The following is a 20606-nucleotide window of genomic DNA, read 5'->3' on the forward strand; positions in this document are numbered from 1 at the left end:
GTAGATCCGCGACTGGTGAGCAAGTTGTCCTGTGCACTGGATAACAGCGCTCAGGATGCGATTCTCGAGTTCACCGATAATGAAGCCCGTCGGGATTTCGAAGCCGCTCTTTGCCGGATGCAAGCAGCGAGGTCAGGAGACCAATATAGATTTTTAAATCTGGAACATGCGCCTACCTGTATCGTTCGGTGCGAATCACAACTGCTCAAACAAGCGTTGAATTCCGATGAGCTGCTCGTCGCGAGCGCGTGCGACGTTGATCGCTCGCTTTTCCTACGGCGCCGGCACGAAAGCACCGTGGTTATGTAGACTTAAGTCGTTCGTAATTGATGCGAGCGGCGGCAAGATCGATACGATCTTCGACTAGCCCGCCTCGCGCGCCGTTGCTCAACGGCGCGCGGTGAGATTTGCGGCTGCTACTTGCGCACGCATGGCGATCGCCGTTGCAACCGATGTCTAATCGGCGATTCAGAAGCGCGAAGCATCAGCCGCGGTTAGTCGGCTTCATTCTGGTAAGACCAAGCACCTGCGATCTGCTCACTTACTTCGGTTCCACGAGCACTACCTCGAGCGGAGCATCGGCGGCGTTCTCAGTCTGCAACGTCTCGGCGTCCAGCCACGCGGCGACTGTCGCCGGTGCGCCGCGCTCATCGCTCCTGCCGTCGGCGAATTTGAGCTTCACCGCGACGTCGGTGATGGTCGCGAGGACGCGCGGCGGATGATGCACCATGATCCCCTTCTCATGCGCGCCGAATCTCAGTCGCACGATTCGCACGTGCTCGTTCTCGAACTCAACGCGAAATCGCGCCGGCTCGAGACGGATCGCGTCGAGCGCATGCGGCTCCACGCGCGGCGCGGATTTCAGCTCGACGCGAATCTCGCGAATCGCCTTGTCGTTTCGCTCGCAAGCTTGCTCCGGCAGTGATCCATCGAGGTAGTACGCACGTCCACTGTCGGTGAAGTCGATCCCGACCATTCGATTCGAGCCAGGTACAAACTCGGGCACGATCTCGCCGCGAGCGATATTGACGTTGACCAGCCGGACGAACTCGTTTTCAAAGAACACTTCATATGGCTTGGACGTGCCCGCGGTGGCTTCCAGAGCCGTCCGGAGTTTCTCGGCGCATTCGTCGATCGCGGTTTGGCCGGCATCGATCGCGCCCGCCATGCTGATGAAACCGTGAATTGTTGTCTCGTAGCGATGATGCTCAGCCGCAACGCCAGCATCGCGAAGCAATTGGATATACGCTTCGCCGTCGTCGCGCAGAATGTCGAAGCCCGCAGTTACCATGAACGCGGGCGGCAGCCGCGAAAAGTCGCATGAGAGAATCGGCGACACGCGCGGATCGCCGATCTGGCTCCGATCGACAAGATACTGATCGAAGAACCAGTCGAGTGCGGCGCGTTCGAAGAAGTATCCTTGTGCGAACTCCTCCATCGATTGCGATTCGCCTTTCATTCCTACGGCCGGATAAATCAGGAGCTGGAACCTGAGCGGCGGCCCATTGCGATCGCGCGCGAGTTGCGCGACGACCGCGGCGAGATTGCCGCCGGCCGAGTCGCCGCCAACCGCCAGCCGCGCCGGGTCGCCGCCGACACTCGCGCCATTGTCGTAGGCCCACAGCAGCGCGGCGTATGCATCGTCGACAGCCGCCGGAAACCGATTCTCGGGTGCTAACGCGTAGTCAACTGCGACGACGATCGCAGCCGATTGCTCCGCGAGGCGGCGGCAGATGGCGTCGTGCGTGTCGAGATTGCCGAAAATCATACCGCCGCCGTGGTAGTAGACGAGCAGCGGTCGCGGTGCGGTCACGGCACTCTTCGCGCGATAAATCCTGATCGCGATATCGCCGCGCGGCCCTGCGATCGCACGATTCTCGACCTTGTCCAGCTCAACGCGCGGCAGTTCGACAGAGCGATGAAACGCGGCGAAGTTGGCGCGCAACCGCTCGAGCGGCATCGCCGGATCCAGAAAAGGATCCTGCGCTATCTTGTCGAGAATTGCGCGTGACTGGTCGTCAAGCCGGGCACCCGTCACAGCCCGAGCATCCGGCGCAGGCGCGGCGCGCTGAAGCCGAGCATCGTCTCGCCGCCCGCCTTGATCACCGGCACGGCGCGAAAGCCCATCGCGATCAGCTCGTCGCGCGCCGTGTCGTCGTTCGCGATATTCTTCTCGACGAACGCAACCTTGTTTTGGGTGAGAAACTGCTTGGCCTGAAGGCAGGCCGAGCATCCGGCGTTGGTGTAGATTACGACGTCCATACGATTTTCCTCTTCGATGACGCCGTGTGATTGTGTGCAGAATGCGCGCTGTGGCCACGATTCGAGCTGCATTTCGCGCAGGTGCATACTCCGCCGCATGCTTCGATCAGCCTCGCGAGCGTGCGGCGCATGCGCTTAAGGCGCGCGAGCTCTTCATCCATCGCGACCAGTTTGGCCTCGGCCTTACGCGTCACCGGACCGCATTCGAGGGTCGATTTCACGCCCATCGAAAGCAGCTCCTTGATTTCGCGCAGGGTGAAGCCGAGCGCCTTCGCGTCCTGGATGAAGCGCAGTCGATCGAGAACCTCGAGCGGGTACTGCCTGTAACCCGACATGTTGCGGCCGGGCCGTGCGAGGAGTCCCTCGCGCTCGTAAAACCGCAGCGTATCGATACTGATGCCGGCGGCTTCTGCCACGCGTCCGATCGTCATCTGCATAATCGATACACCCTCGACCATACTCCAGAGTCAAGGGACCAGCGGCTTGCTCACATCCAGACTAAACAGGATCTTGTGATTCGCGGGGCTACGGCCTACACTCCTTGCCGAGCCCGTTTTCCCTTAAATAAACTTGCGTCGGGCAAACCGACTGGACGGTCTGAGTTCTGTCTCGACTCGAACGCCAGCGATGATGCCGCGCATCAACATCTGGTGGAGGGGTACCATGTCCGTTGGTGATCGAGGTCTCTCGCGGTTTATGTTGGTAATGCTGACCGGATTGATTGCGGTGTCGGCGCCGCAACTGGCATCCGCCGCTACGTTCAGTGCGCTGAAGGTATTGAGCGTAGCCATACCGGTACCGCCGGGCGCGGAGCCAAACGGTCAGATGTCCCTACAGGCGACCGCAAAGGCGAATATCGGTTTCGGCAGTTCGACCGTGTCGTTTTATCTCGCTCAGAATCCATATCCGGAGGCGAGCGACATACTGATCGGCAGCGCGAGCGCGTCACTTTTGCCGCTGCTCTTTGCTCCGGGCCCCGTCAGCGCGACAGGAACTGTGCCGTCAGATGTCACCCCGGGATTCTATTATTTGCTGGCTTGTGCGGGCGCCAACAATTGCGCGGCGAGCAAGCAAACCATCACCATCGCGGCGCAAGAACTGAGTCGCAATCCCCAGGAACCAGGGGTCTCTTCCCAAAGTGCCCCCGGACAGGAGTTCTTTCCTGAGAGCACGCCAGGGATGAGCGTGGGCACTCCATTCAATTGCCCGGCCTCGGGTAATGGGCAATCGGGCGCTCAATGTGTTTGGGTGACGACGCAGATTGTCAGCTTCACACCGCCAAATCAGGCCTTGGGCTTGTTCTACTGTCCAACCAGCTATCCTTATCCGTTCCAGGTGATATTCGGACATGACACCTTGTGGAAAGACCTCTCCGCATTCGGAGCGGTCGGGCACACCACTGGTGTCAGCTTTACCAAGTACAAGACGGACTCCCTCGGTTTCGTCCTTTCTTTCGCCGGACCACCGCGTGGCTACGCAGTGTTCTCGTGGACGTGTTTGCCGGGCTTTTGCGGCTCGGCACTCACCGGCCAGGTTCAATATGCGTGCGCAAATGTAAAGACCGTGCGGGCAATACCGTAATAGTGAAGGGACAGAGATCTGATTCAGGATCGGAGTTCCGGTTTCACAAATGCCCACGCTCCGCCCTTCAGGCGAGGGCGGATCGTGAGCAGATCCAAGCGGGGCGTACCGGCGACGCTCCAGATGGTCTCAGGTTTCGGCCGAGCCGATTGACAGTTCGCGCAGGATGAAATCGACGCGGTCTGAAATCGGAGCTTTGGGCAATTCGATCAGCTCGTAGCCGCACTCGCGATAGGCGGCGACGTTGGAGCGATAGTCCTCGATCGCAAACTCGAAGGAATAGGGACGCTCGGGATCGTTGGTAAAGATCTCTTTCCACGGCGGGGTCACGAAAGCTTTCGGCGCGTAGCGATAAATTCGAGCCGCGTTGCGATAGTGCTCCGTTGCGAGGCCGAGCTGGCGCGACGCCCCGACGCCCTCGACGATACCGCGATCGAAGAACACGGGCCGCTCGCGCTCGGCCGTCTGCTCGTAAACGAAAATCGCGCGCGAAAGTGCCAGCTCGCAGAACTTCTGCGGATTCTGCCACGGCGTCCCGTCGCCGCCGATACGAAGCTGCTCCTTGACAATACTGCGACCGACTTCATCGACGCATAAATGCCCGCGCGCGCGAAGGGCGTCGATAATCGAAGATTTGCCGCCGCCGGAGCCGCCGGTAAGTACGTAAAAGTTGTTGCGTTCAAAGGCCACGACTTGAATCCTCCCAAAGGTCCCATTTGCAATTCAATCCGTAAAAGTCTACTGTCCGCATACAGTAGACAGACAGCATCACAAACGTAGCGCCTGACCAAAGGGGCGCCGATCGAGGCCATGCGAATGAAAAGATTCGTGGGGTTCGCTTCAGCACTGGCGATCGACGTTGTCGCGATGAGTCTGCGCGGATGTTCCCTGGTGGCCTCCGTCCAGCAGACCCGCGACGAGAGGCGCCGGGAGGTGATCCAGCGGACGGACATCGCGCACGTCTATGTCACGCTCGACGACCTTCCGCGCGACAAACCCTACAAGGTGCTGGGCGATATCAAGTACAGCGAACCGTTCGACAGCGAACTCGACCAGGCCGAGATCAACCGCCATCTCAGGGCGCTCGCAGTGGCAATGTATCCCGATCAGGCCGACGCTGTAATCAAGGTTAACGACGACATCCAATCCTCCTCAGGCACGACCGGGACCGTGACGGCAACCGGCGAGGTTGTGCAGTTCGACACCTCAACCAACCGAAAGATGCTGCACGACATGGCGGACGAGATAGTCGCGTCGCCGAGATGAATAGTGATGATGGTGCGCGCGATGTTCGCTTACGCACTGACGATCGGCTTCCTCGCGATGATCTTCAGCGGATGCTCCTGGCTGATGTCCGATCGGCGCGCCCAGGAAGAGAAGCATCGGCAGATGGTTCAGACGATGGACACCGCCCACGTCTACATCACCATTGACGATATGCCGCCGAGCAAACCTTACAAGGTACTGGGCGAAATCAAGTGCAGCGAACCATTCGCCGCCGAGGAAATCGATCAAATTTCCGTCAACCATCATCTGAAGTCGATAGCACTGGCGAAGTATCCAACCCAGGCGGACGCCGTGATCAAGCTCAACTACAACATCCAATACCCGACCAATGGCGAGACGGGGACATTGACGGTTTCGGGGCAGGTTATCCAGTTCAACTCCTCGTCCGATCGCGATCTCATGCACAACATGTGGGAAAGCCCCGCGGAAAACCCCGTCGTATCACCGAGATGATGAGATCGCTCGCGCTGACCCGGGGCGCCGGTCGTCGGGGGGATGAGTTGGCTAGCCGGATACTCCGCGCAGGCTCATGAGCATGCGCGGATCTGTTCGATTCGATTGATCGGTGAATTCAGGTCGTCGGTAGCTTCGGGCGACCCGCTATCACTTCGTCGAGGAGACCGTACTCGACCGCCTGCGCGGCTGACATGAAGTTATCGCGATCGGTGTCGCGCTCGATCTTCTTCACGTTCTGACCAGTGTGATGGGCGAGAATCTCGTTGAGAATTTCCTTGAGCCGCAGCGCCTCGCGGGCGTGAATCTCGATATCGGTAGCCTGGCCCTCGAAACCGCCCGATACCTGGTGAATCAAAATACGCGAATGAGGCAGCGCGTAGCGCCGGCCCTTGGCGCCCGCCGCGAGCAGCAGAGCGCCCATGCTGGCGGCCTGTCCCACGCACAACGTCGATACGGGAGGCCTGACGAATTGCATGGTATCGTAGATCGCAAGGCCCGCCGTGACAGAGCCGCCGGGCGAATTGATGTACATGTTGATCTCGCGCTCGGGATCCTCAGATTCGAGAAAAAGAAGCTGCGCCGTGATCAGGTTCGCGACGTCATCGGTGACCGGGCCACCCATGAAAACGATTCGGTCCTTCAGCAGCCGCGAGTAAATATCGTAGGAACGCTCACCGCGGCCAGTCTGCTCAACGACATAAGGTACTAGAACGCTCATGCGAATAAATTACTCCGGAAACCATCGTCGGTCGAGAATCTCAGGCGCCGTCGCGCTTGCGCTTCTCGGCTCAGCCGGGACAATCAACGCCGCATCGAGCAACGTCGCGTCGGAGGCGAAGAACTTTTATCTGCCCGACGCGGCCGCATCGAAAATCGTGTCGGTGACGAAAGGCGGCACGCCCGAGGCCGAGGTCACCGTGCTGACCGAGGCCGTCGCGGTCAAGGAAACGGGCCCCAAGGAAACCGTCGCGAAATTCGGCGAGGTCTATGCGTTCGCGCCGAGCTTCATCGCCGTCAATCGCGACACGCCGACGATGCTCACCTTCTGGAACCTACAGCCCGACGACGAGCACGACTTTATGCTCACCGCGCCCGACGGAAAAGTCTTGATGCACGCGAAGCTCGCGCCGCTGACGAAGGAATCGTACGTGTTCACCTTCCACAAGGAGGGACTGTTCGATTTTTATTGCGCGGTGCATCAGCCGGAGATGGCGGGTCAGATACTTGTCCTGCCGGCAAAGAAGTAATCAGAAAGATAGCAAAAAGATCACCAGAACTCAAGATTTTGCGATGCTGCCGACCGCAAATTCCAGACGCGCAACCGTGCGATTTTTACCGAGCACCGCGACGACCTCGTAGATGCCCGGGCTCACGGTGCCGCCCGTCAGCGCGACGCGCACCGGCTGCGCAAGCTGTCCCAGCTTGAGGCTGAACTTCGCCAGCACGCGCTCGAACGCGGATTGGATCGCAGGTTCGACAAACTCGCCGTCGATCGCGTTGATCTCCACGGCGAGGGTTTTCAGCGCATCCGCGATTTCCGGCTTGAGGAACTTCGCCGCGGCCTTCGGATCAGTCGCGACGTCGTCGCGCAGATAGAAGGACGCGAACTCCGCCAGCTCGTCGAGCGTCTTGGCGCGCTCGTGCAGGGTCGCGACCGCGCGCTCCAGCCACGCATCGTCGCCCGGAATCGGCCATCCCCGCTTGGCGATGAACGGTTTGACGAGCTGCGCCAGTTCCGCCGCTGTCTTCTGCTTGAGGTAGTGGAAGTTCAGCCAGAGCAGCTTTTCGGCGTTGAAGACGCCGGCTGATTTTCCGCACGCCTCGAAGCCGAAGAAATGAATCAGCTCGTCCTTGGAGAAGATCTCCTGATCGCCATGCGACCATCCGAGCCGCGCGAGATAGTTGATGAGGGTTTCAGGAAAATATCCCGCATCGCGATAGGCGAACACCGAAGTATGGCCATGACGCTTCGAGAGCTTCGATCCGTCCTGCCCCAACACCATCGGCAGATGCGCAAAGGCTGGCGGCTTCAACCCGAGCGCCAGATAGATCTGGATCTGACGTGGAGTGTTGGGCAGATGGTCGTCGCCGCGCACCACGTGCGTAATCTCGAAGTCCGCGTCGTCGAGCACTGTTGCGAAATTGTAGGTCGGCACGCCGTCCGAGCGGAAAATGATCAGATCATCGAGCTCGGCGTTTTCGAATACCGCGCGTCCTTTGACCAAGTCGTCAACAACGGTCTGGCCGATGCGCGGCGAGCGGAATCGAATCGTGTAGTTGCGCCCCGCGCGCTTGTCAGGCAGTTGCAAGTCCGCGGCGAACGACTTGTCGCGGCAGGTTCCGTCGTATCCCGGCTTGCGGCGCTCCTTCTCCGCTAGCTTGCGCTTGGCGTCGAGTTCCTCGGCGCTGCAGTAACATGGATACGCGTTGCCCTCGCGCAGAAGCTGAAGCGCCGCCTCGCGATACCGTTCGAAGCGGTTCGACTCGAAATACTTTGGATCGGGCGGACCCTCGTCCCATTCCATGCCGAGCCATTTGAGGCTCGCGAGAATCTCCTCGAGGGACTCCTTGGTCGAGCGTTCCTGATCGGTGTCGTCGATACGCAGGATGAACGCGCCCTTGTGATGGCGCGCGTACAGGTAGGCGAACAATCCCGAGCGCACGTTGCCAATATGCAACGAGCCGGTCGGGCTCGGTGCGTACCGAGTTCGAACCGTCATTGAATTACTCCCATTCAATCGTGGCGGGTGGTTTCGACGTGATGTCGTAAACGACGCGATTTACGCCCTTGGTCTCATTGGTGATGCGGCTCGACAGCCGCGCGAGGAATGCCGGATCGAGCCGCGCCCAGTCCGCTGTCATGCCGTCCTGCGATTCGACGGCGCGAATCGCGATGACGCTCTCATAGCTGCGCCCGTCGCCCATCACGCCGACGGTCTTGAGCGGAAGGAGCACTGCGAACGCCTGCCAGACTCGCGCCGCGACGCCCGAGGACTCCGTCTCTTCCATCACGACCGCGTCGGCGCGGCGCAGCAGCTCGAGACGCTCGCGCGTCACTTCGCCGACGATTCGCACGGCGAGGCCGGGTCCCGGGAACGGCTCGCGATCCACGACTTCCTTGCCGAGTCCCAGCTCGCGGCCGACCGCGCGCACTTCGTCCTTGAACAGCTCGCGCAGCGGCTCGACCAATTCGAGCTTCATCGCCTCGGGCAATCCGCCCACATTGTGATGACTCTTGATAACTTCCGAGGGGCCCTTGAACGAGACCGACTCGATCACGTCGGGATAAAGCGTGCCCTGACCGAGGAAGCGCGCACCGCCGAGCTTCTGCGCTTCCTTCTCGAACACCTCGATAAACGTATGCCCGATAATGCGCCGTTTCTTCTCAGGATCGAGCACGCCCGCAAGCCGCGAAATAAAAAGCTCGGACGCATCGACAACGTCGAGCGCGATCCCAAGCTGGCGCGCGAACACATTTTCCATCCGCTCGCGCTCGCCGGCACGCAGCAAGCCATTATCGACGAAGACGCATTTCAAGCGCTCGCCGATCGCGCGATGAATCAGCGCCGCGGCGACCGACGAATCGACGCCGCCCGACAGGCCCAGGATCACTTTGTCCGTTGAACCGACCTGCTGGCGAATCTCGGCGACCTTGGTCTCGACGAAGCTCGCCATGGTCCAGTCGCCGGCTTCCTTGCAGATACCGAGCACAAAATTGCGCAGCACCTGCACTCCGCACGGGGTGTGCGCTACCTCCGGATGAAACTGGATTCCGCGCAGGCGGCCGTCGCTCGAGCGAAACGCCGCGTAAGGCGAATTGTCGCTGTGCGCGATCGCATGGAGCGAAGCGGGAATCGCCTCGACGCGATCGCCATGGCTCATCCATACGCGATGCTCGATACCGTCGAGGCCCTGGAACAGCCGATCCCTCTCGTCGATCACAAGCGTCGCTGCGCCGTACTCGCGCGCTCGCGAGCTCACGCTCTTCGCCCCCATGTGCTGCGCGATTACATAGAGGCCGTAGCAGATGCCGAGCACGGGGCATCCGAGGTTCAACACTTCGTCGCTGATATCGGGCGCATTCTCCTGGTAGAGGCTCATCGGGCCGCCCGACAGGATGATGCCGCTGGGCTTCAGCGCGCGGATTTTCGCGGGATCGAAGTTGAACGGATGCAGCTCGCAATAGACCTGCATCTCGCGCACGCGGCGAGCGATCAGCTGCGTGTACTGGCTGCCGAAATCGAGGATCAAAATCACGGGGAGTGCCTTGACCGATCAATATACGGTCGCGCGCCGCGGCACGAAAGGTCCAGACGGGAGCGTCGCGCACCGAGCTGGAATCCGCTGTGGATACCCCGGCCTAAACCGACGGATCGAATCTGCGAATCCTGATGACGTAGTCCATGATCTCAGCCGCGGCGCCTGCGATCGCCAACTCGACGGGGCGATGCGATAGCGCGCGCATCGGCAAGCCAAGCTCGGTCGATTCGTGAGCCCATCCGCTGCTCAGCCACTTCTCATACGGCACGAAGCTGGCGCGGCCGCGGCGCGCGGCAAGTCTCATCGCATTGCCGGTATTGAAGGCCGTGACGAATGCCCTGGGCGCATGGCGCGCGAGCATCCGCGCCGCGTCGATCTCGAGAATATGCTGCGGCGCCGGCGCGCAGGCACGAGCCTGGCGCGCGAGACGTTCGGGATCGATCCAGAAGAACACGTAGCTGTTGAGGAGCGCATACCAGTCTGCGGGCGAGGTTCCGTCAACGAGGCATCGCGCGAGTGCCGCCGGCGGCATCGGGGTCTGATCGCGAATCACGATACCGCCGGGCAGAACGGCTCCGGCTCGGCGCTGCTCTTTCTCGATTCTTTCGCGCTCGGGTCCGCTCACCCCTGTGCAGTCCAGCAGCCCGCTGGTGCTCATGAGTCCCAGCTTTTTGATCGATGCGAGATTCCGCTCGTCGGCTAGATGATAAACGCGCGAGATGGGTTTCGGACTCATCGGGCCATGCCTGCACCTTGGATCACATTGAAGGTAACTGAGCCGTTGAGTACTAAGGTCAGTCGGTGGCGCGAATCAATCGCGGAGGTTCTCTATTGAAATCGACAATTCTGAAACGAGCAAGCCTGTTGCTGGTCCTGACAACCGCGGGATGCGCGGGCGCGAAAGTCGGACAGGAAGTACAAACTGCGATGCCCGCCAATAACGCCCCGCCCTCGCAGATCGTGGTCTATCCATTCGCCGTTGACACCTCCGACGTGCAACTGAATTCGGGCATCCTCCAGCGCGCTTACCGCAGCATGTCGGACGCGAACGTGGGCGCGCAGCAGGAGCAGATCGCGCATGAGTCGGCAGAGAATGTTTGCCTGCAAATCGTTACCAAGCTCTCACAGAAGGGCTACCAGGCGATCTGCCAGAAACGGGGAATCGCGCCCGGCAGCGGCAATATCATGGTTGTCGAGGGCGAGTTCACCAACATCGACGAAGGCAATCGGCTGCGCAGACTGGTTATTGGTCTCGGCGCCGGAGCCTCAAAGCTTGATACAGACGTTTATCTTTACCAGCCCAACGGCGAGGGCGGGCTCAGCCAGTTAATGGCGTTCAATACGCACGCTGAGAGCGGCAAAATGCCCGGAGCTGGCATCACCGGACCAGCGGGTGCCGCCGCAGGCGGCGCGGCGGCAGTCGCCACGCTCGGCGCGAATGTCGCCATGGGCGGCGCCAAGACCTACACCTCTTCCACAAATTTTCTCGGCGACAAGACCGCGGAGCAAATCGTCGATCAGATCATGAAGTACTATCAGCAGCAGGGATGGGCACAGCAGGCGTCGCTGTAGGCGATTCGACTTGCGAAGAATTAACGGCCGGGATCGATCGATCCCGGCCGTTTGATTTTGACGCGTTACTCGCGAATCTTGAGCGCGCCCGATGGGCACGCAGCGACCGTCGCGCGCACCTTCTCGTCGTCAGCCGCGCTCGGATCGATCACGAACTTGCCGTGCTCGACCTTGAAGACCTGCGGCAGAGTCTTCACGCAATTTGCTGAATGACTGCAAACTTTAGAATCCCAGGTGACCTGAACTGCCATCGTCGTTTCACCTCTTGAGAGAGTCTTTAGCGGAGCGTCCTCGCGAACAGCGCGGCCATCTTATCGAAAGCGCGATCGGCTTCGTCCTTCTTGTAAACCGGGCTGTCGGGAACCGTCCAGCCATGGAACGCGGCGAAGACCTCGCTCTCATACTTGCCGCCCCATGCCTTCAGCGCCGCCTCTAAATTCTGAATCGCCTCGGCGGGCATACTCTGATCCTTGTCGGCGTGGCCGATGAAAAGCTCGGCCTTGATCTTCGGCAACACCTGATGCGGACTGGTGGGCGCCGCGCTATACAATCCGCCGCCGTGAAAGGTCGCGACCGCCGCGATCTTGTCGGGCCGCGCGGCGGCAGTGCGCATTGCCATCGCCCCGGTGAAGCAGTAGCCGACTGCGCCCATTTTGCCCTTCGCGACCGAATCCTGCGCGGCGAGAAAATCCGCGTATGCCGCCCCGTCGGTGTCCATCTTGGCGGGCTGCAGCGCGGCCGACAGCTCGCCGAACCGCTTCATCGTGCGCTCCTCGCCCATCTTGGGCGCGAAGTCGAGCATCGGCGGCTTGCCCGCTCTGAAAAACACGTTCGGCATCAGCACTACGAAGCCCTTATCGGCGAGCCGCCGCGCCATCTCGCGATGCGACGGGCGAATCCCGCCGATGTCCGTCAGATGAAGCACACCGGGCAGCGGATTGTTGCCATCGGGACGGAAAAGCACCGCATCCGAGCTTCCGTCTGACATGGGAATTACGATGTCGCGTTCGATCACCGGCGCCTCCTGCGTGAGAGTTATTCGCGACTATAGAACTGTACGGTTGCGTGTATATATAGCGCATCGATTGCACAATCGGAAAATATTCAAGCGGTGAATGCGATGAAGGCGATCCAATTCGACGAGCTCGGCGGCCCGGAAGTGATGCATCTGCGCGAAATTCCGATTCCGGAGCTGAAGCCGGGAACGGTCATCGTGCGCAATCGCGTCATCGCGCTCAACTACGGCGACGTGTTTTTTCTGCGCGGCCAATACCTCGTCAAACCCGTCTTCCCCGACGTACCCGGGATGGAAGCCGCGGGCGAAATCGAAGCGGTCGCGCCGGATGTCACCGACCTCAAGCCCGGAATGCGTGTCGCTTATATCGGGATGGGCGCGTACGCGGAGTTCACGCGGATTCGGGCCTCGCGCGTGATTCCGATTCCCGATGGCGCGAGTTTCGAGCAGGCGGCCGCGTTTCCGATCGCGGTGCTCACCGCATGGCATCTGCTCCAAACCTGTCATCACACGACGGCGAATCAGACCGTGCTGATTCACTCCGCGGCGGGCGGCGTTGGAATTGCGGCGGTGCAGATCGCGCATGCTGCCGGCGCTCGCGTGATCGGAACCGTATCGAGCAACGACAAGATTCCGTTCGTGCGCCAGTATGGCGCTGACGACGCGATCAATTACGCGAGCGAGGACTTCGCCGCCGAGGCGATGCGAATCACGGGCGGCCGCGGCGTCGATCTGATTCTCGACGCGGTCGGCAAACCAACCTTCGAAAAGGGAATCGGATGCCTCGCGCCATTCGGCCATCTGATTCTCTACGGCAGCGCCAGCGGCGCGCCGGATCGAATCGATCCGATGCGGCTGTTCGCCAAATCACTGAAAGTCAGCGGCTTCGTCGTGCCGATGGTTTACGGGATGCGCGAGATTCATCGGCGCGGCCTCGAGGCGGTTTTCCAACTCGCGCGCGACGGCAAGCTGACGGTGCCGATTGGCGCGCAATTCGGACTCGCCCAGGCGCGCGAGGCGCTCAGCCTTCTCGAATCGCGCCGCTCGATGGGAAAAATCCTGATCATTCCCTAAGCGTTTTAGCGGGTCGTGCAGAATCGATCTGTTTGCCAAATTCGTGGCGCATCGCATCGTCATTGACGGGCATTCGCTCGTTTGACCAATCATCGCAGGGGCATAGCAGTTGCTTGACGCTCAGTCGGATTCCGATCCGCTCAGTGATGAGCCGGCAAAACGAAAAATTGCACCGCGCCGATCGCGGCGAGCACGCCGAGTTGCTCAATTCGATTCTCGTCGCGTCCGAATCCGCGATTGCGGCCGTCGGCCGCGACGGATCTCTGATCGCGTGGAGCAGCGGCGCGGAGCGCATCTTCGGTTACGATTCGTCAGATGCGATCGGCTGCCAGGCGGACACGATCTTCGCGACTATCGCCGTGTCGCCACGATGGGATCAGATTGTCGCTCACGCCCGCGAGCGCGGCGAGTGGAGCGGCGAAGCTCGCCTGCTTAGTCGCGATGGTAAACGCTTCTCGGGCAACCTGAGGATGGCTTCCTGGCGGGATGCTGCCGGCAGGCTCGCGGGCTTCACGATCGTCGCGCGCGATCTGTCGGCGGAAAAGCAGGCCGAGCGCGCGATTCGCGAGCAGCAGGCATACAGCGCCAACCTGTTCGAATCCAACGTCGATGCGATCGTGACGACCGACTCCAACGGCATCGTAACGGGCGCTAACCAGCGGATGTGCACTCTCACGGGGCGCTCGCGCGAGGAGCTCATCGGCACGCGCTTCGCCGATCAGACCAAAGATCCGGTTCGCGCCGACGAGGCGCTTCGCCGCGTGCTCGGCGAAGGCACGCTGGCCGATTGCGAGCTCGCGATTCGCGGAGGCGGCGACGCCGCCGCCGTCGTCTCCTGCAACGCGACGATCCTGCGCGGCGCCGACGATCGCATCCGGGGAGTGTTCGTCGCCGCGCGCGATATCAGCGCGCGCAAACGGCTCGAGGACGAGCTGCGGCGCAAGAACGACGAGCTCGAGGAGCGCAACCGCCAGGTGCAGGAGGCCAACCGCCTCAAGAGCGAGTTCCTGGCCAACATGTCGCACGAGCTGCGCACGCCGCTCAACGCAATCATCGGTTTCTCCGAGCTCATCTTCGACGGCAAGGCCGGCGCGCTCTCCGACGATCAGCGCGAGTATCTGGCCGACATTCTCACCAGCGGCCGGCACCTGCTCGCGCTTATCAACGACGTTCTCGATCTCAGCAAGGTCGAAGCCGGTAAGATGGAGTTTCTGCCCGAGCGCGTCGAACTGGCAGCCGTTGCCGCCGAAGTGCGAGACATCCTGCGCTCGCTGGCGGGCAAGAAACGAATCGCGATTTCGACCGAGGTCGATCGCGCGATCGGACCCGTGACGATCGATCCGGGCCGGCTGAAGCAGGTCCTTTACAACTTCCTTTCCAACGCGCTCAAGTTCACGCCCGACGGCGGCAAGGTCACGATTCGGATCATGCCCGCCGGCGAAACCGATTTCACGCTGGAAGTCGAAGACACCGGCATCGGAATCAGCCACGAGGATTTGACACGGTTGTTTGTCGAGTTTCAGCAACTCGATGCGAGCACGGCGAAAAAATACCAGGGCACCGGTCTCGGACTCGCGCTGACCAAGCGCATCGTCGAGGCGCAGGGCGGAGAGATCGGGGCGCGCAGCGAACCCGGCCGCGGCAGCGTGTTCAGCGCGCGCCTGGCCCGGACGCATCGCCCGAAAGCGCTTTCGCGGACCGCGATCGATCGCCAGGGGTAGTCGTGATGGCGAAGGGCGAGATTCTTATCGTCGATGACAACCAGTTAAACCTGAAGCTGATCCGTGTCCTGCTCGTCGGCGAAGGCTATTCAGTAAAAACCGCGGGCGACGCCGAAGAAGCGATCGCAATGCTTGAAACGGCGCTGCCCGATCTGATCCTGATGGACGTGCAGCTCCCGGGCATGGACGGACTCGAGCTGACACGCCGCCTCAAGAGCGACCCCGAACGCCGCAAGATCGTGATCCTCGCGCTGACCGCGTATGCGATGAAGGGCGACGAGGAAAAGGCGCGCGCCGCCGGCGCCGATGGATACCTGACCAAGCCGGTGGATACACGCACGCTGCCCGAAGTGATCGCGGGCTATCTGGAACGCCGCGGCGGGTGAGAATCTGGCGATCGCGCTAGGCTACCTTCGACGGAGCAGGAGCGACGTCCATCGGCGCCGGCGCGGAATTCACCATTGCGAGCGTGCTCTCCGCAGGCCGCACGCTTTCTTTGCGGGGCTCGCGCAGAGCGAGGAAGCGAGTTTCGACTAATCGGTAGTGCAGCCAGGCGACGCCGACGCTGATCGTCCAGACCGCAACGATCGCGATGACTTCCTGTGGAATCGTGCCGACCGCCTCGAACCGCAAATGCATCAGGCGCGCGACCATCCGCCACACCGGATCGTGGAACAGGTAGATACCGTAGGAAATCTTGCCGACCTCAACCAGCGGCCGCGTGGAAAGGATGCGCGCCGGCCACGATCGCGCCTGTAGAAAAAGCGCAATCACGAACAGAGCGGTTGCGACAGCGATTAGGGTGAATCCGAGCGTAGCCGCGTGCCATCCGGGTCCATCGATAGTCGAGCCGGCCGTCGCCCACGCCATCGCGACGATCGCGATCATCGATGCTGACGCGGTAAACCAGCTCCAATCTCGCAGCCGCTGGAAGAACGACTGGGCCATCGGCTCCGAGAGCGCCAGTGCAGCCGCGCAACCCATCAGGATCGTGTCGATACGGGTGTCGAACCCATAGTAAACGCGATCCAGGGATCGCTGGGACGGCTCCATGAGATGACCCGGGTTCATTCTCGCGAACACCAGCCATCGATGGACGAGCACGATCGTTACAAGCACCAGCGCGATTCGAAGGCATCGCCGTAGGCCGAACTTCCGAAGCGTCCACGGCCAGCAGAGATAGAACTGCTCTTCGATACACAGCGACCACGCAACGCCATAGGGCGGAAACGCGCACCAGCCGAATGCAATCGCGAAGTTCAGCGTGTAAGTAAGGAAATACGGCAGAGTGCCGACAATCGCGAAAAAATGGTTTCGATTCAGGAAATATAGCAGCAGTGTGAACCCGATCAGCCCCGAGAAATACGCCGGTTGCAGGCGAAGCGCACGGCGAAAGTAAAAGCGCCGCAGATCGAACGTGCCGCGCCGTTCGAGCTCCGCGATCACGATCCACGTGATCAGAAACCCGCTCAGGACGAAGAATACATCGACGCCCACCCATCCGCGATTGGTCAGGTTGTTGAGCCAGGCCCGATCCCAGGAGCCGACGTGAAATGCGATAACCGCGGTGATGCAGAGTGCGCGCAGGCCGTCGAACGCCGGCTGGTAGCTGACATGACTGAGCAGAGGTTCCGCGGGTCTGGTAGTCATTGCCGATCGAAATCGCGTTCAAGAGAGCAAGCACGATGCCATCCGCGCTCACCGGACACATGTCAGTTTGTGTTCGTTAAATCACGCTTTTGTCGAGGCAGCCCGAATCGTTCGCGTAAATCTTTCTAACCTGGATTACCGGGTTCTTGGTCCATGCAGCGGGCGAAGTTTTAACTAAGCCGGCAACGCATTCGAATCAGACGCGCCGATTGCCTTGAGACCTGTGATCAAGACCGCCGCGCATCCGAGGATGATCACGCCGCAAATCACGACCGCTTGCTGCGGTCCGACGTGATTGCCGACAAAGCCGACCTCGAGCGCGCCGAGCGGCGTCATCCCCACCGCGGCGAGCTGATAGGTGCTCATCACGCGGCCGCGCAGGTCGTTGGAAACGAAAAGCTGCACGAGGGTGTTATTGCTCGCGCGAAAATTCGTCAGCCCCGCGCCAATCACGAGCTGCGCCGCGAGCGACAGGAACATCCGATGCGACAGGCCGAACACGACGATACCCACACCCGAGATCAGCAGCCCGACAATCAGATTATTCCTGATGCCGCGTGTCGTCACGCGCGAGGCCAGCGTCGCCGCGCCGAGCACCGAGCCGAGGCCCTGAATCGCGACCAGGAAACCGTAGGTGCGCGCGTCGCCGTGGAGAACATTGCGCGCAAACAGCGGCACCAGCACGAGGTATTGATAGCCGAATCCGTTCGCCATCGCCGCCAGCGCCATCTGGTAGAAAATCGGCCGATGCTGCCAGACGTAACTCAGCCCCTCGCGAAGCTGATGCATCACCCGCGCTCCGCTCTCAGTGATGATGCGCGCCGGAACATCCATCTGGGTCAGACTCCAGATCACGGCGAGGAAGCTGAGGCCATTGAGAAAGAAGCAGGTGCCGATACCGAGCCATGCGATCAGGAGCCCGGCGATCGCGGGACCGATCATTCGCGCGCCGTTGAACATCATCGAGTTGAGCGCGATCGCGTTGGCGAGATCCTCGTAGCCAACCATCTCGACGACGAACGATTGCCGTCCCGGCATGTCGAAGGCGCCAATCGTGCCGTTGAACGCCGCCAGCGCGATCACGTGATAGACGCGCACCCTGCCCGACCACGTCAGCGCGGCGAGCGTGAACGCGCTCAGCATCAGCAGATTTTGTGTCACGATGATCAGGCGGCGGCGATCGGCCCGATCGACGAAAACGCCCGCGAATAAACCCACCAGTAAAATCGGCGTGAACTGCGCGAACGAGACCACGCCGAGCATCATCGAGGAGTTCGTCAGCTTGAGCACCAGCCACGCCTGCGCTGCGCTCTGCATCCAGGTGCCCGCGAGCGAAGTCATCTGGCCGCCGAAGTAGAGACGGTAATTGCGATGATGCAGGGCGCGGAACGCGCCGAGGCTCGACGCGGTCTCCGTCGGCTGGGGCTCGGAAGAATCGGCGCCGATTTCTTCAGGCGGAGGCTCGGTCAGGTCCGGCCGCGGTTCATCTGCCATCAGAGTCGAGTCCAATCTTTCGGCGCATGCGCCGATCCTATCGGGATCGGCATTTCATTTTGAAGTGGGCGCGAACAATGCGATTCGCACGATCATGGCGTGCGCCTCGAAAATCCTGAGAATCGACGGTCCATTTCGGCGCGGCACATCTGATGCTCTCTGATGGTTATGGCCGCTATCTTCCAAAAGTCACACCCGCTCAATGGTTCCGCGACGCTTCGGCCAACTCTCCGGCTCGTGCGCCGTGAGCGTGAGCAGAACCAGATTCCCGCCGAAAATCCCACTCCGCGAAAAGGCGCCGCCGTCATGGCGTATCTCGCGCCGGGCAAGAATGGCAACGAGCGTCTGCTCCGCAAGGCCAAGGAGGCCGCGCTCGAAACGGGCGGCGAGTTGATCGCTGTCTATATCGTTACGCCGCGGATCTTGGGCGGAGTTACGAATCCGCGCGCGCTGATCGACGATCTGATTCTCGCCGGCGCACTTGGCGCAAAAATCGTGTGGCTCGAATCGCGCGACCCGGCTGACGAACTGCTCAAGCTCGCCGCTAACTCGGGTGTCTCGCGAATCTTCGTCGGGCGGAGCGAGCCATCGATACTTCGACGATCAGTCTACGAAGAACTGATGAATCGCGGCGACGGTTTCCGCATCGACGTGGTCGGCTTCGAGCGCTCGCCTGCGAGGGCACAAGCCTCGCCGGCACGCACGAGTATCACGGCCTGACGCCGACCGCCGTCTGATCGCGCGCCGCGCAAGCGCACACCCTCAGGCATCAGGCCTTCGCCGCCAGGCTTGTCGATTGGCGGATGATTATAATCGAGTACGAGCGCGTCGATGCCCCGCGCAGGAGCCGTAATTGCGGGGGTGAGTCCGGCAGGCCCGCCCACGATCAACGCACCGGCCGCAACCATCGAAACTCGGACTCACCACCTGATGAGAACCATTTCCGAGCAGAACCCGGGACCCATCGCCATCACGAGACCAAGCGTTCCTGGCACGGGCCGTCTGCGCTGCATCACTTCTTCGAGCACGATCAGGACGGAGCCGGACGAGAGGTTTCCATAGCGCGCGAGGCAGTCCCACGACGGGGCGAGCTCGCAGTTCTTGAGTTCCAGCGCCTCTTCGACAGCCTGCAGAATCTTGGGACCGCCCGGATGAAGGACGAATGATCCCAGGTCCGAGCGAGACAGCTTGTGGCTGGCGAGGAACGAATCGACATCGGAACGAAGTCGCGCACGAATCAGATCCGGAAGGCGGGCCGACAGAATGATTCCAAATCCCTTCTCCGAGACGTCCCATCCCATGATGTCTTCAGTCTCCGGATAGAAGACCGATTTGCTCGCGAGAATTTCGGGACCGGTGCCTGCCTGCGGGCCGACGATTGTGGCCACGGCGCCGTCACCGAAGAGCCCGGTCGCGATGATGTTAGGCATCGCGACGTCGCCAAGTTGGATCGTCAGCGAGCAAAGCTCGACCGAAAGGAGCACCGCGTTTTCATTCGGATATGCGCGCACGTAGTCGGCGGCGCGAGTCAGGCCAATGGCACCTCCCACGCATCCGAGGCCAAAAATCGGCGTGCGCTTGATATCGGAGCGCAGTCCCATCCGATTCACCAGTTTCGCATCTAGTGAAGGACTCGCGACCCCGGTGATCGACACAAAGAAAATCGCGTTCAGATCAGCGCGAGTCAGATCGGCCCGCTTGAGCGCGCCATCAATCGCCTGTTCTCCCAGGTCTTGGGCGACTTCGAGCCACGCCCGATTCGATTCGCCCCAGGTCTTGAATTGCAGATAACGATCGAAGGTGAAGGAAAGGTGTCGTTTGCGTACGCCGCAGTTCGCATGCAGACGATCGAGCACCTCGGGCTTGGCCAGTTTGTCGCCCCAGCGTTCCTTTAGAGCATTAGTAATTTCCTGTTGAGTATATACATTTGGCGGAAACGCACTCGCGACACTGGCTATTCTCATTCAGCGCTCCATCTACCTCAATTTACTATTCATTTGTCGAAACAAACCACCGCACGATCGGCTCCGGCATATAACAAAAGCCGGGCCGTGGGCCAGTTCTGCGCAATTTCCGCGGCAACTCCGGGATGGTCGAGGGCAGAGCGGACTCCATATAAATATACAATTTATGATCGCCGATCCAGATGGGCGATTTTGAGAATGCTTCTCAGTTTGCCGCACCGCTGCATTTTTATTTTAAAGCAATGTATATTTGTTGCAGTCTTAATCTCG

At 60.8% G+C, this 20606-nt stretch carries 23 protein-coding genes; 10 read left to right on the forward strand and 13 right to left on the reverse strand.

What is annotated here, in order from left to right; all coding sequences use genetic code 11:
• Positions 1-309 (forward strand): hypothetical protein (locus VMA09_23600; protein HUA36609.1); only part of this gene is annotated, 309 nt, incomplete at its 5' end.
• 232 nt (positions 310-541) lie between these two features.
• On the opposite strand, the gene VMA09_23605 is transcribed toward VMA09_23600, so the two are convergent.
• The 3 genes from VMA09_23605 to VMA09_23615 are packed head-to-tail and all read right to left on the reverse strand — an operon-like array spanning position 542 to position 2693.
• Positions 542-2038 carry an alpha/beta hydrolase gene (locus VMA09_23605; protein ID HUA36610.1) on the reverse strand — a complete coding sequence of 499 codons (1497 nt, stop codon included), beginning with the start codon at positions 2036-2038 and terminating at the stop codon, positions 542-544.
• Entirely contained in the window at positions 2035-2262 is a 228-nt protein-coding gene (locus VMA09_23610; GenBank protein ID HUA36611.1) for a glutaredoxin family protein, read from the reverse strand. The genes VMA09_23605 and VMA09_23610 overlap by 4 nt, the downstream gene beginning before the upstream one ends.
• A complete protein-coding gene (locus VMA09_23615; GenBank protein ID HUA36612.1) occupies positions 2250-2693 on the reverse strand; it encodes a heavy metal-responsive transcriptional regulator in 444 nt (147 codons plus the stop codon). Before VMA09_23615 ends, VMA09_23610 begins: the two co-directional genes overlap by 13 nt.
• A 232-nt stretch (positions 2694-2925) precedes the next feature.
• Between VMA09_23615 and VMA09_23620 the strand changes: the two genes are divergently transcribed.
• Positions 2926-3843, forward strand: a complete 918-nt coding sequence (locus VMA09_23620; protein HUA36613.1) for a hypothetical protein — start codon at positions 2926-2928, stop codon at positions 3841-3843.
• A gap of 129 nt (positions 3844-3972) precedes the next feature.
• Here VMA09_23620 and VMA09_23625 read toward each other — a convergent pair whose 3' ends face one another.
• Positions 3973-4566: an AAA family ATPase gene (locus VMA09_23625; protein ID HUA36614.1), complete on the reverse strand. Its 594-nt coding sequence runs from the start codon at positions 4564-4566 to the stop codon at positions 3973-3975.
• A 93-nt stretch (positions 4567-4659) separates the two neighbouring features.
• Between VMA09_23625 and VMA09_23630 the strand changes: the two genes are divergently transcribed.
• Together VMA09_23630 and VMA09_23635 are read left to right on the forward strand one after the other, a co-directional pair.
• Positions 4660-5109 carry a hypothetical protein gene (locus VMA09_23630; GenBank protein ID HUA36615.1) on the forward strand — a complete coding sequence of 150 codons (450 nt, stop codon included), beginning with the start codon at positions 4660-4662 and terminating at the stop codon, positions 5107-5109.
• A 21-nt stretch (positions 5110-5130) separates the two neighbouring features.
• On the forward strand, positions 5131-5583 hold the full coding sequence (locus VMA09_23635) for a hypothetical protein (protein HUA36616.1): 453 nt from the start codon (positions 5131-5133) through the stop codon (positions 5581-5583).
• A gap of 118 nt (positions 5584-5701) precedes the next feature.
• On the opposite strand, the gene clpP is transcribed toward VMA09_23635, so the two are convergent.
• Positions 5702-6304: an ATP-dependent Clp endopeptidase proteolytic subunit ClpP gene (clpP, locus tag VMA09_23640; protein HUA36617.1), complete on the reverse strand. Its 603-nt coding sequence runs from the start codon at positions 6302-6304 to the stop codon at positions 5702-5704.
• Here clpP and VMA09_23645 point away from each other — a divergent pair.
• Entirely contained in the window at positions 6303-6833 is a 531-nt protein-coding gene (locus VMA09_23645) for a hypothetical protein (GenBank protein HUA36618.1), read from the forward strand. The two genes, clpP and VMA09_23645, sit on opposite strands and share 2 nt — an antisense overlap.
• Positions 6834-6863: 30 nt before the next feature.
• Here the strand turns inward: VMA09_23645 and gltX are convergent, their stop codons facing one another.
• The 3 genes from gltX to VMA09_23660 all read right to left on the reverse strand — a co-directional run bounded on the left by gltX (position 6864) and on the right by VMA09_23660 (position 10582).
• The gene (gltX, locus tag VMA09_23650; GenBank protein ID HUA36619.1) at positions 6864-8306 is read right to left on the reverse strand and encodes a glutamate--tRNA ligase; all 1443 of its coding nucleotides are present in this window, start codon (positions 8304-8306) and stop codon (positions 6864-6866) included.
• 4 nt (positions 8307-8310) lie between these two features.
• Complete coding sequence (gene guaA, locus VMA09_23655; protein ID HUA36620.1) at positions 8311-9843, reverse strand: glutamine-hydrolyzing GMP synthase; 1533 nt, start codon at positions 9841-9843, stop codon at positions 8311-8313.
• A 103-nt stretch (positions 9844-9946) separates the two neighbouring features.
• Positions 9947-10582: a hypothetical protein gene (locus tag VMA09_23660; GenBank protein HUA36621.1), complete on the reverse strand. Its 636-nt coding sequence runs from the start codon at positions 10580-10582 to the stop codon at positions 9947-9949.
• Positions 10583-10677: 95 nt separating this feature from the next.
• Here VMA09_23660 and VMA09_23665 point away from each other — a divergent pair, with 95 nt between their 5' ends.
• Positions 10678-11418, forward strand: coding sequence for a DUF4410 domain-containing protein (locus VMA09_23665; GenBank protein HUA36622.1), 741 nt, complete (start codon positions 10678-10680; stop codon positions 11416-11418).
• 65 nt (positions 11419-11483) lie between these two features.
• Here the strand turns inward: VMA09_23665 and VMA09_23670 are convergent, their stop codons facing one another.
• The gene (locus VMA09_23670) at positions 11484-11669 is read right to left on the reverse strand and encodes a (4Fe-4S)-binding protein (protein HUA36623.1); all 186 of its coding nucleotides are present in this window, start codon (positions 11667-11669) and stop codon (positions 11484-11486) included.
• Positions 11670-11695: 26 nt separating this feature from the next.
• Positions 11696-12433, reverse strand: coding sequence for a dienelactone hydrolase family protein (locus tag VMA09_23675; GenBank protein HUA36624.1), 738 nt, complete (start codon positions 12431-12433; stop codon positions 11696-11698).
• A 105-nt stretch (positions 12434-12538) separates the two neighbouring features.
• On the opposite strand from VMA09_23675, the gene VMA09_23680 reads away from it, so the two are divergent.
• The 3 genes from VMA09_23680 to VMA09_23690 all read left to right on the forward strand — a co-directional run bounded on the left by VMA09_23680 (position 12539) and on the right by VMA09_23690 (position 15614).
• Positions 12539-13507: a quinone oxidoreductase gene (locus VMA09_23680; protein HUA36625.1), complete on the forward strand. Its 969-nt coding sequence runs from the start codon at positions 12539-12541 to the stop codon at positions 13505-13507.
• Between the two features lie 146 nt (positions 13508-13653).
• A complete protein-coding gene (locus VMA09_23685) occupies positions 13654-15228 on the forward strand; it encodes a PAS domain S-box protein (GenBank protein HUA36626.1) in 1575 nt (524 codons plus the stop codon).
• A gap of 5 nt (positions 15229-15233) precedes the next feature.
• Complete coding sequence (locus tag VMA09_23690; protein HUA36627.1) at positions 15234-15614, forward strand: response regulator; 381 nt, start codon at positions 15234-15236, stop codon at positions 15612-15614.
• 16 nt (positions 15615-15630) lie between these two features.
• On the opposite strand, the gene VMA09_23695 is transcribed toward VMA09_23690, so the two are convergent.
• Positions 15631-16878, reverse strand: coding sequence for an acyltransferase (locus tag VMA09_23695; protein HUA36628.1), 1248 nt, complete (start codon positions 16876-16878; stop codon positions 15631-15633).
• A 174-nt stretch (positions 16879-17052) separates the two neighbouring features.
• Positions 17053-18372, reverse strand: a complete 1320-nt coding sequence (locus VMA09_23700; GenBank protein ID HUA36629.1) for an MFS transporter — start codon at positions 18370-18372, stop codon at positions 17053-17055.
• A gap of 168 nt (positions 18373-18540) precedes the next feature.
• Between VMA09_23700 and VMA09_23705 the strand changes: the two genes are divergently transcribed.
• Positions 18541-19092, forward strand: a complete 552-nt coding sequence (locus VMA09_23705) for a hypothetical protein (protein HUA36630.1) — start codon at positions 18541-18543, stop codon at positions 19090-19092.
• Between the two features lie 200 nt (positions 19093-19292).
• Here the strand turns inward: VMA09_23705 and VMA09_23710 are convergent, their stop codons facing one another.
• Positions 19293-20336: a 3-oxoacyl-[acyl-carrier-protein] synthase III C-terminal domain-containing protein gene (locus tag VMA09_23710; GenBank protein HUA36631.1), complete on the reverse strand. Its 1044-nt coding sequence runs from the start codon at positions 20334-20336 to the stop codon at positions 19293-19295.
• Positions 20337-20606: the final 270 nt, after the last annotated feature.

It is taken from the genome of Candidatus Binataceae bacterium, assembly GCA_035508495.1.
Lineage (GTDB): Bacteria > Desulfobacterota > Binatia > Binatales > Binataceae > JASHPB01.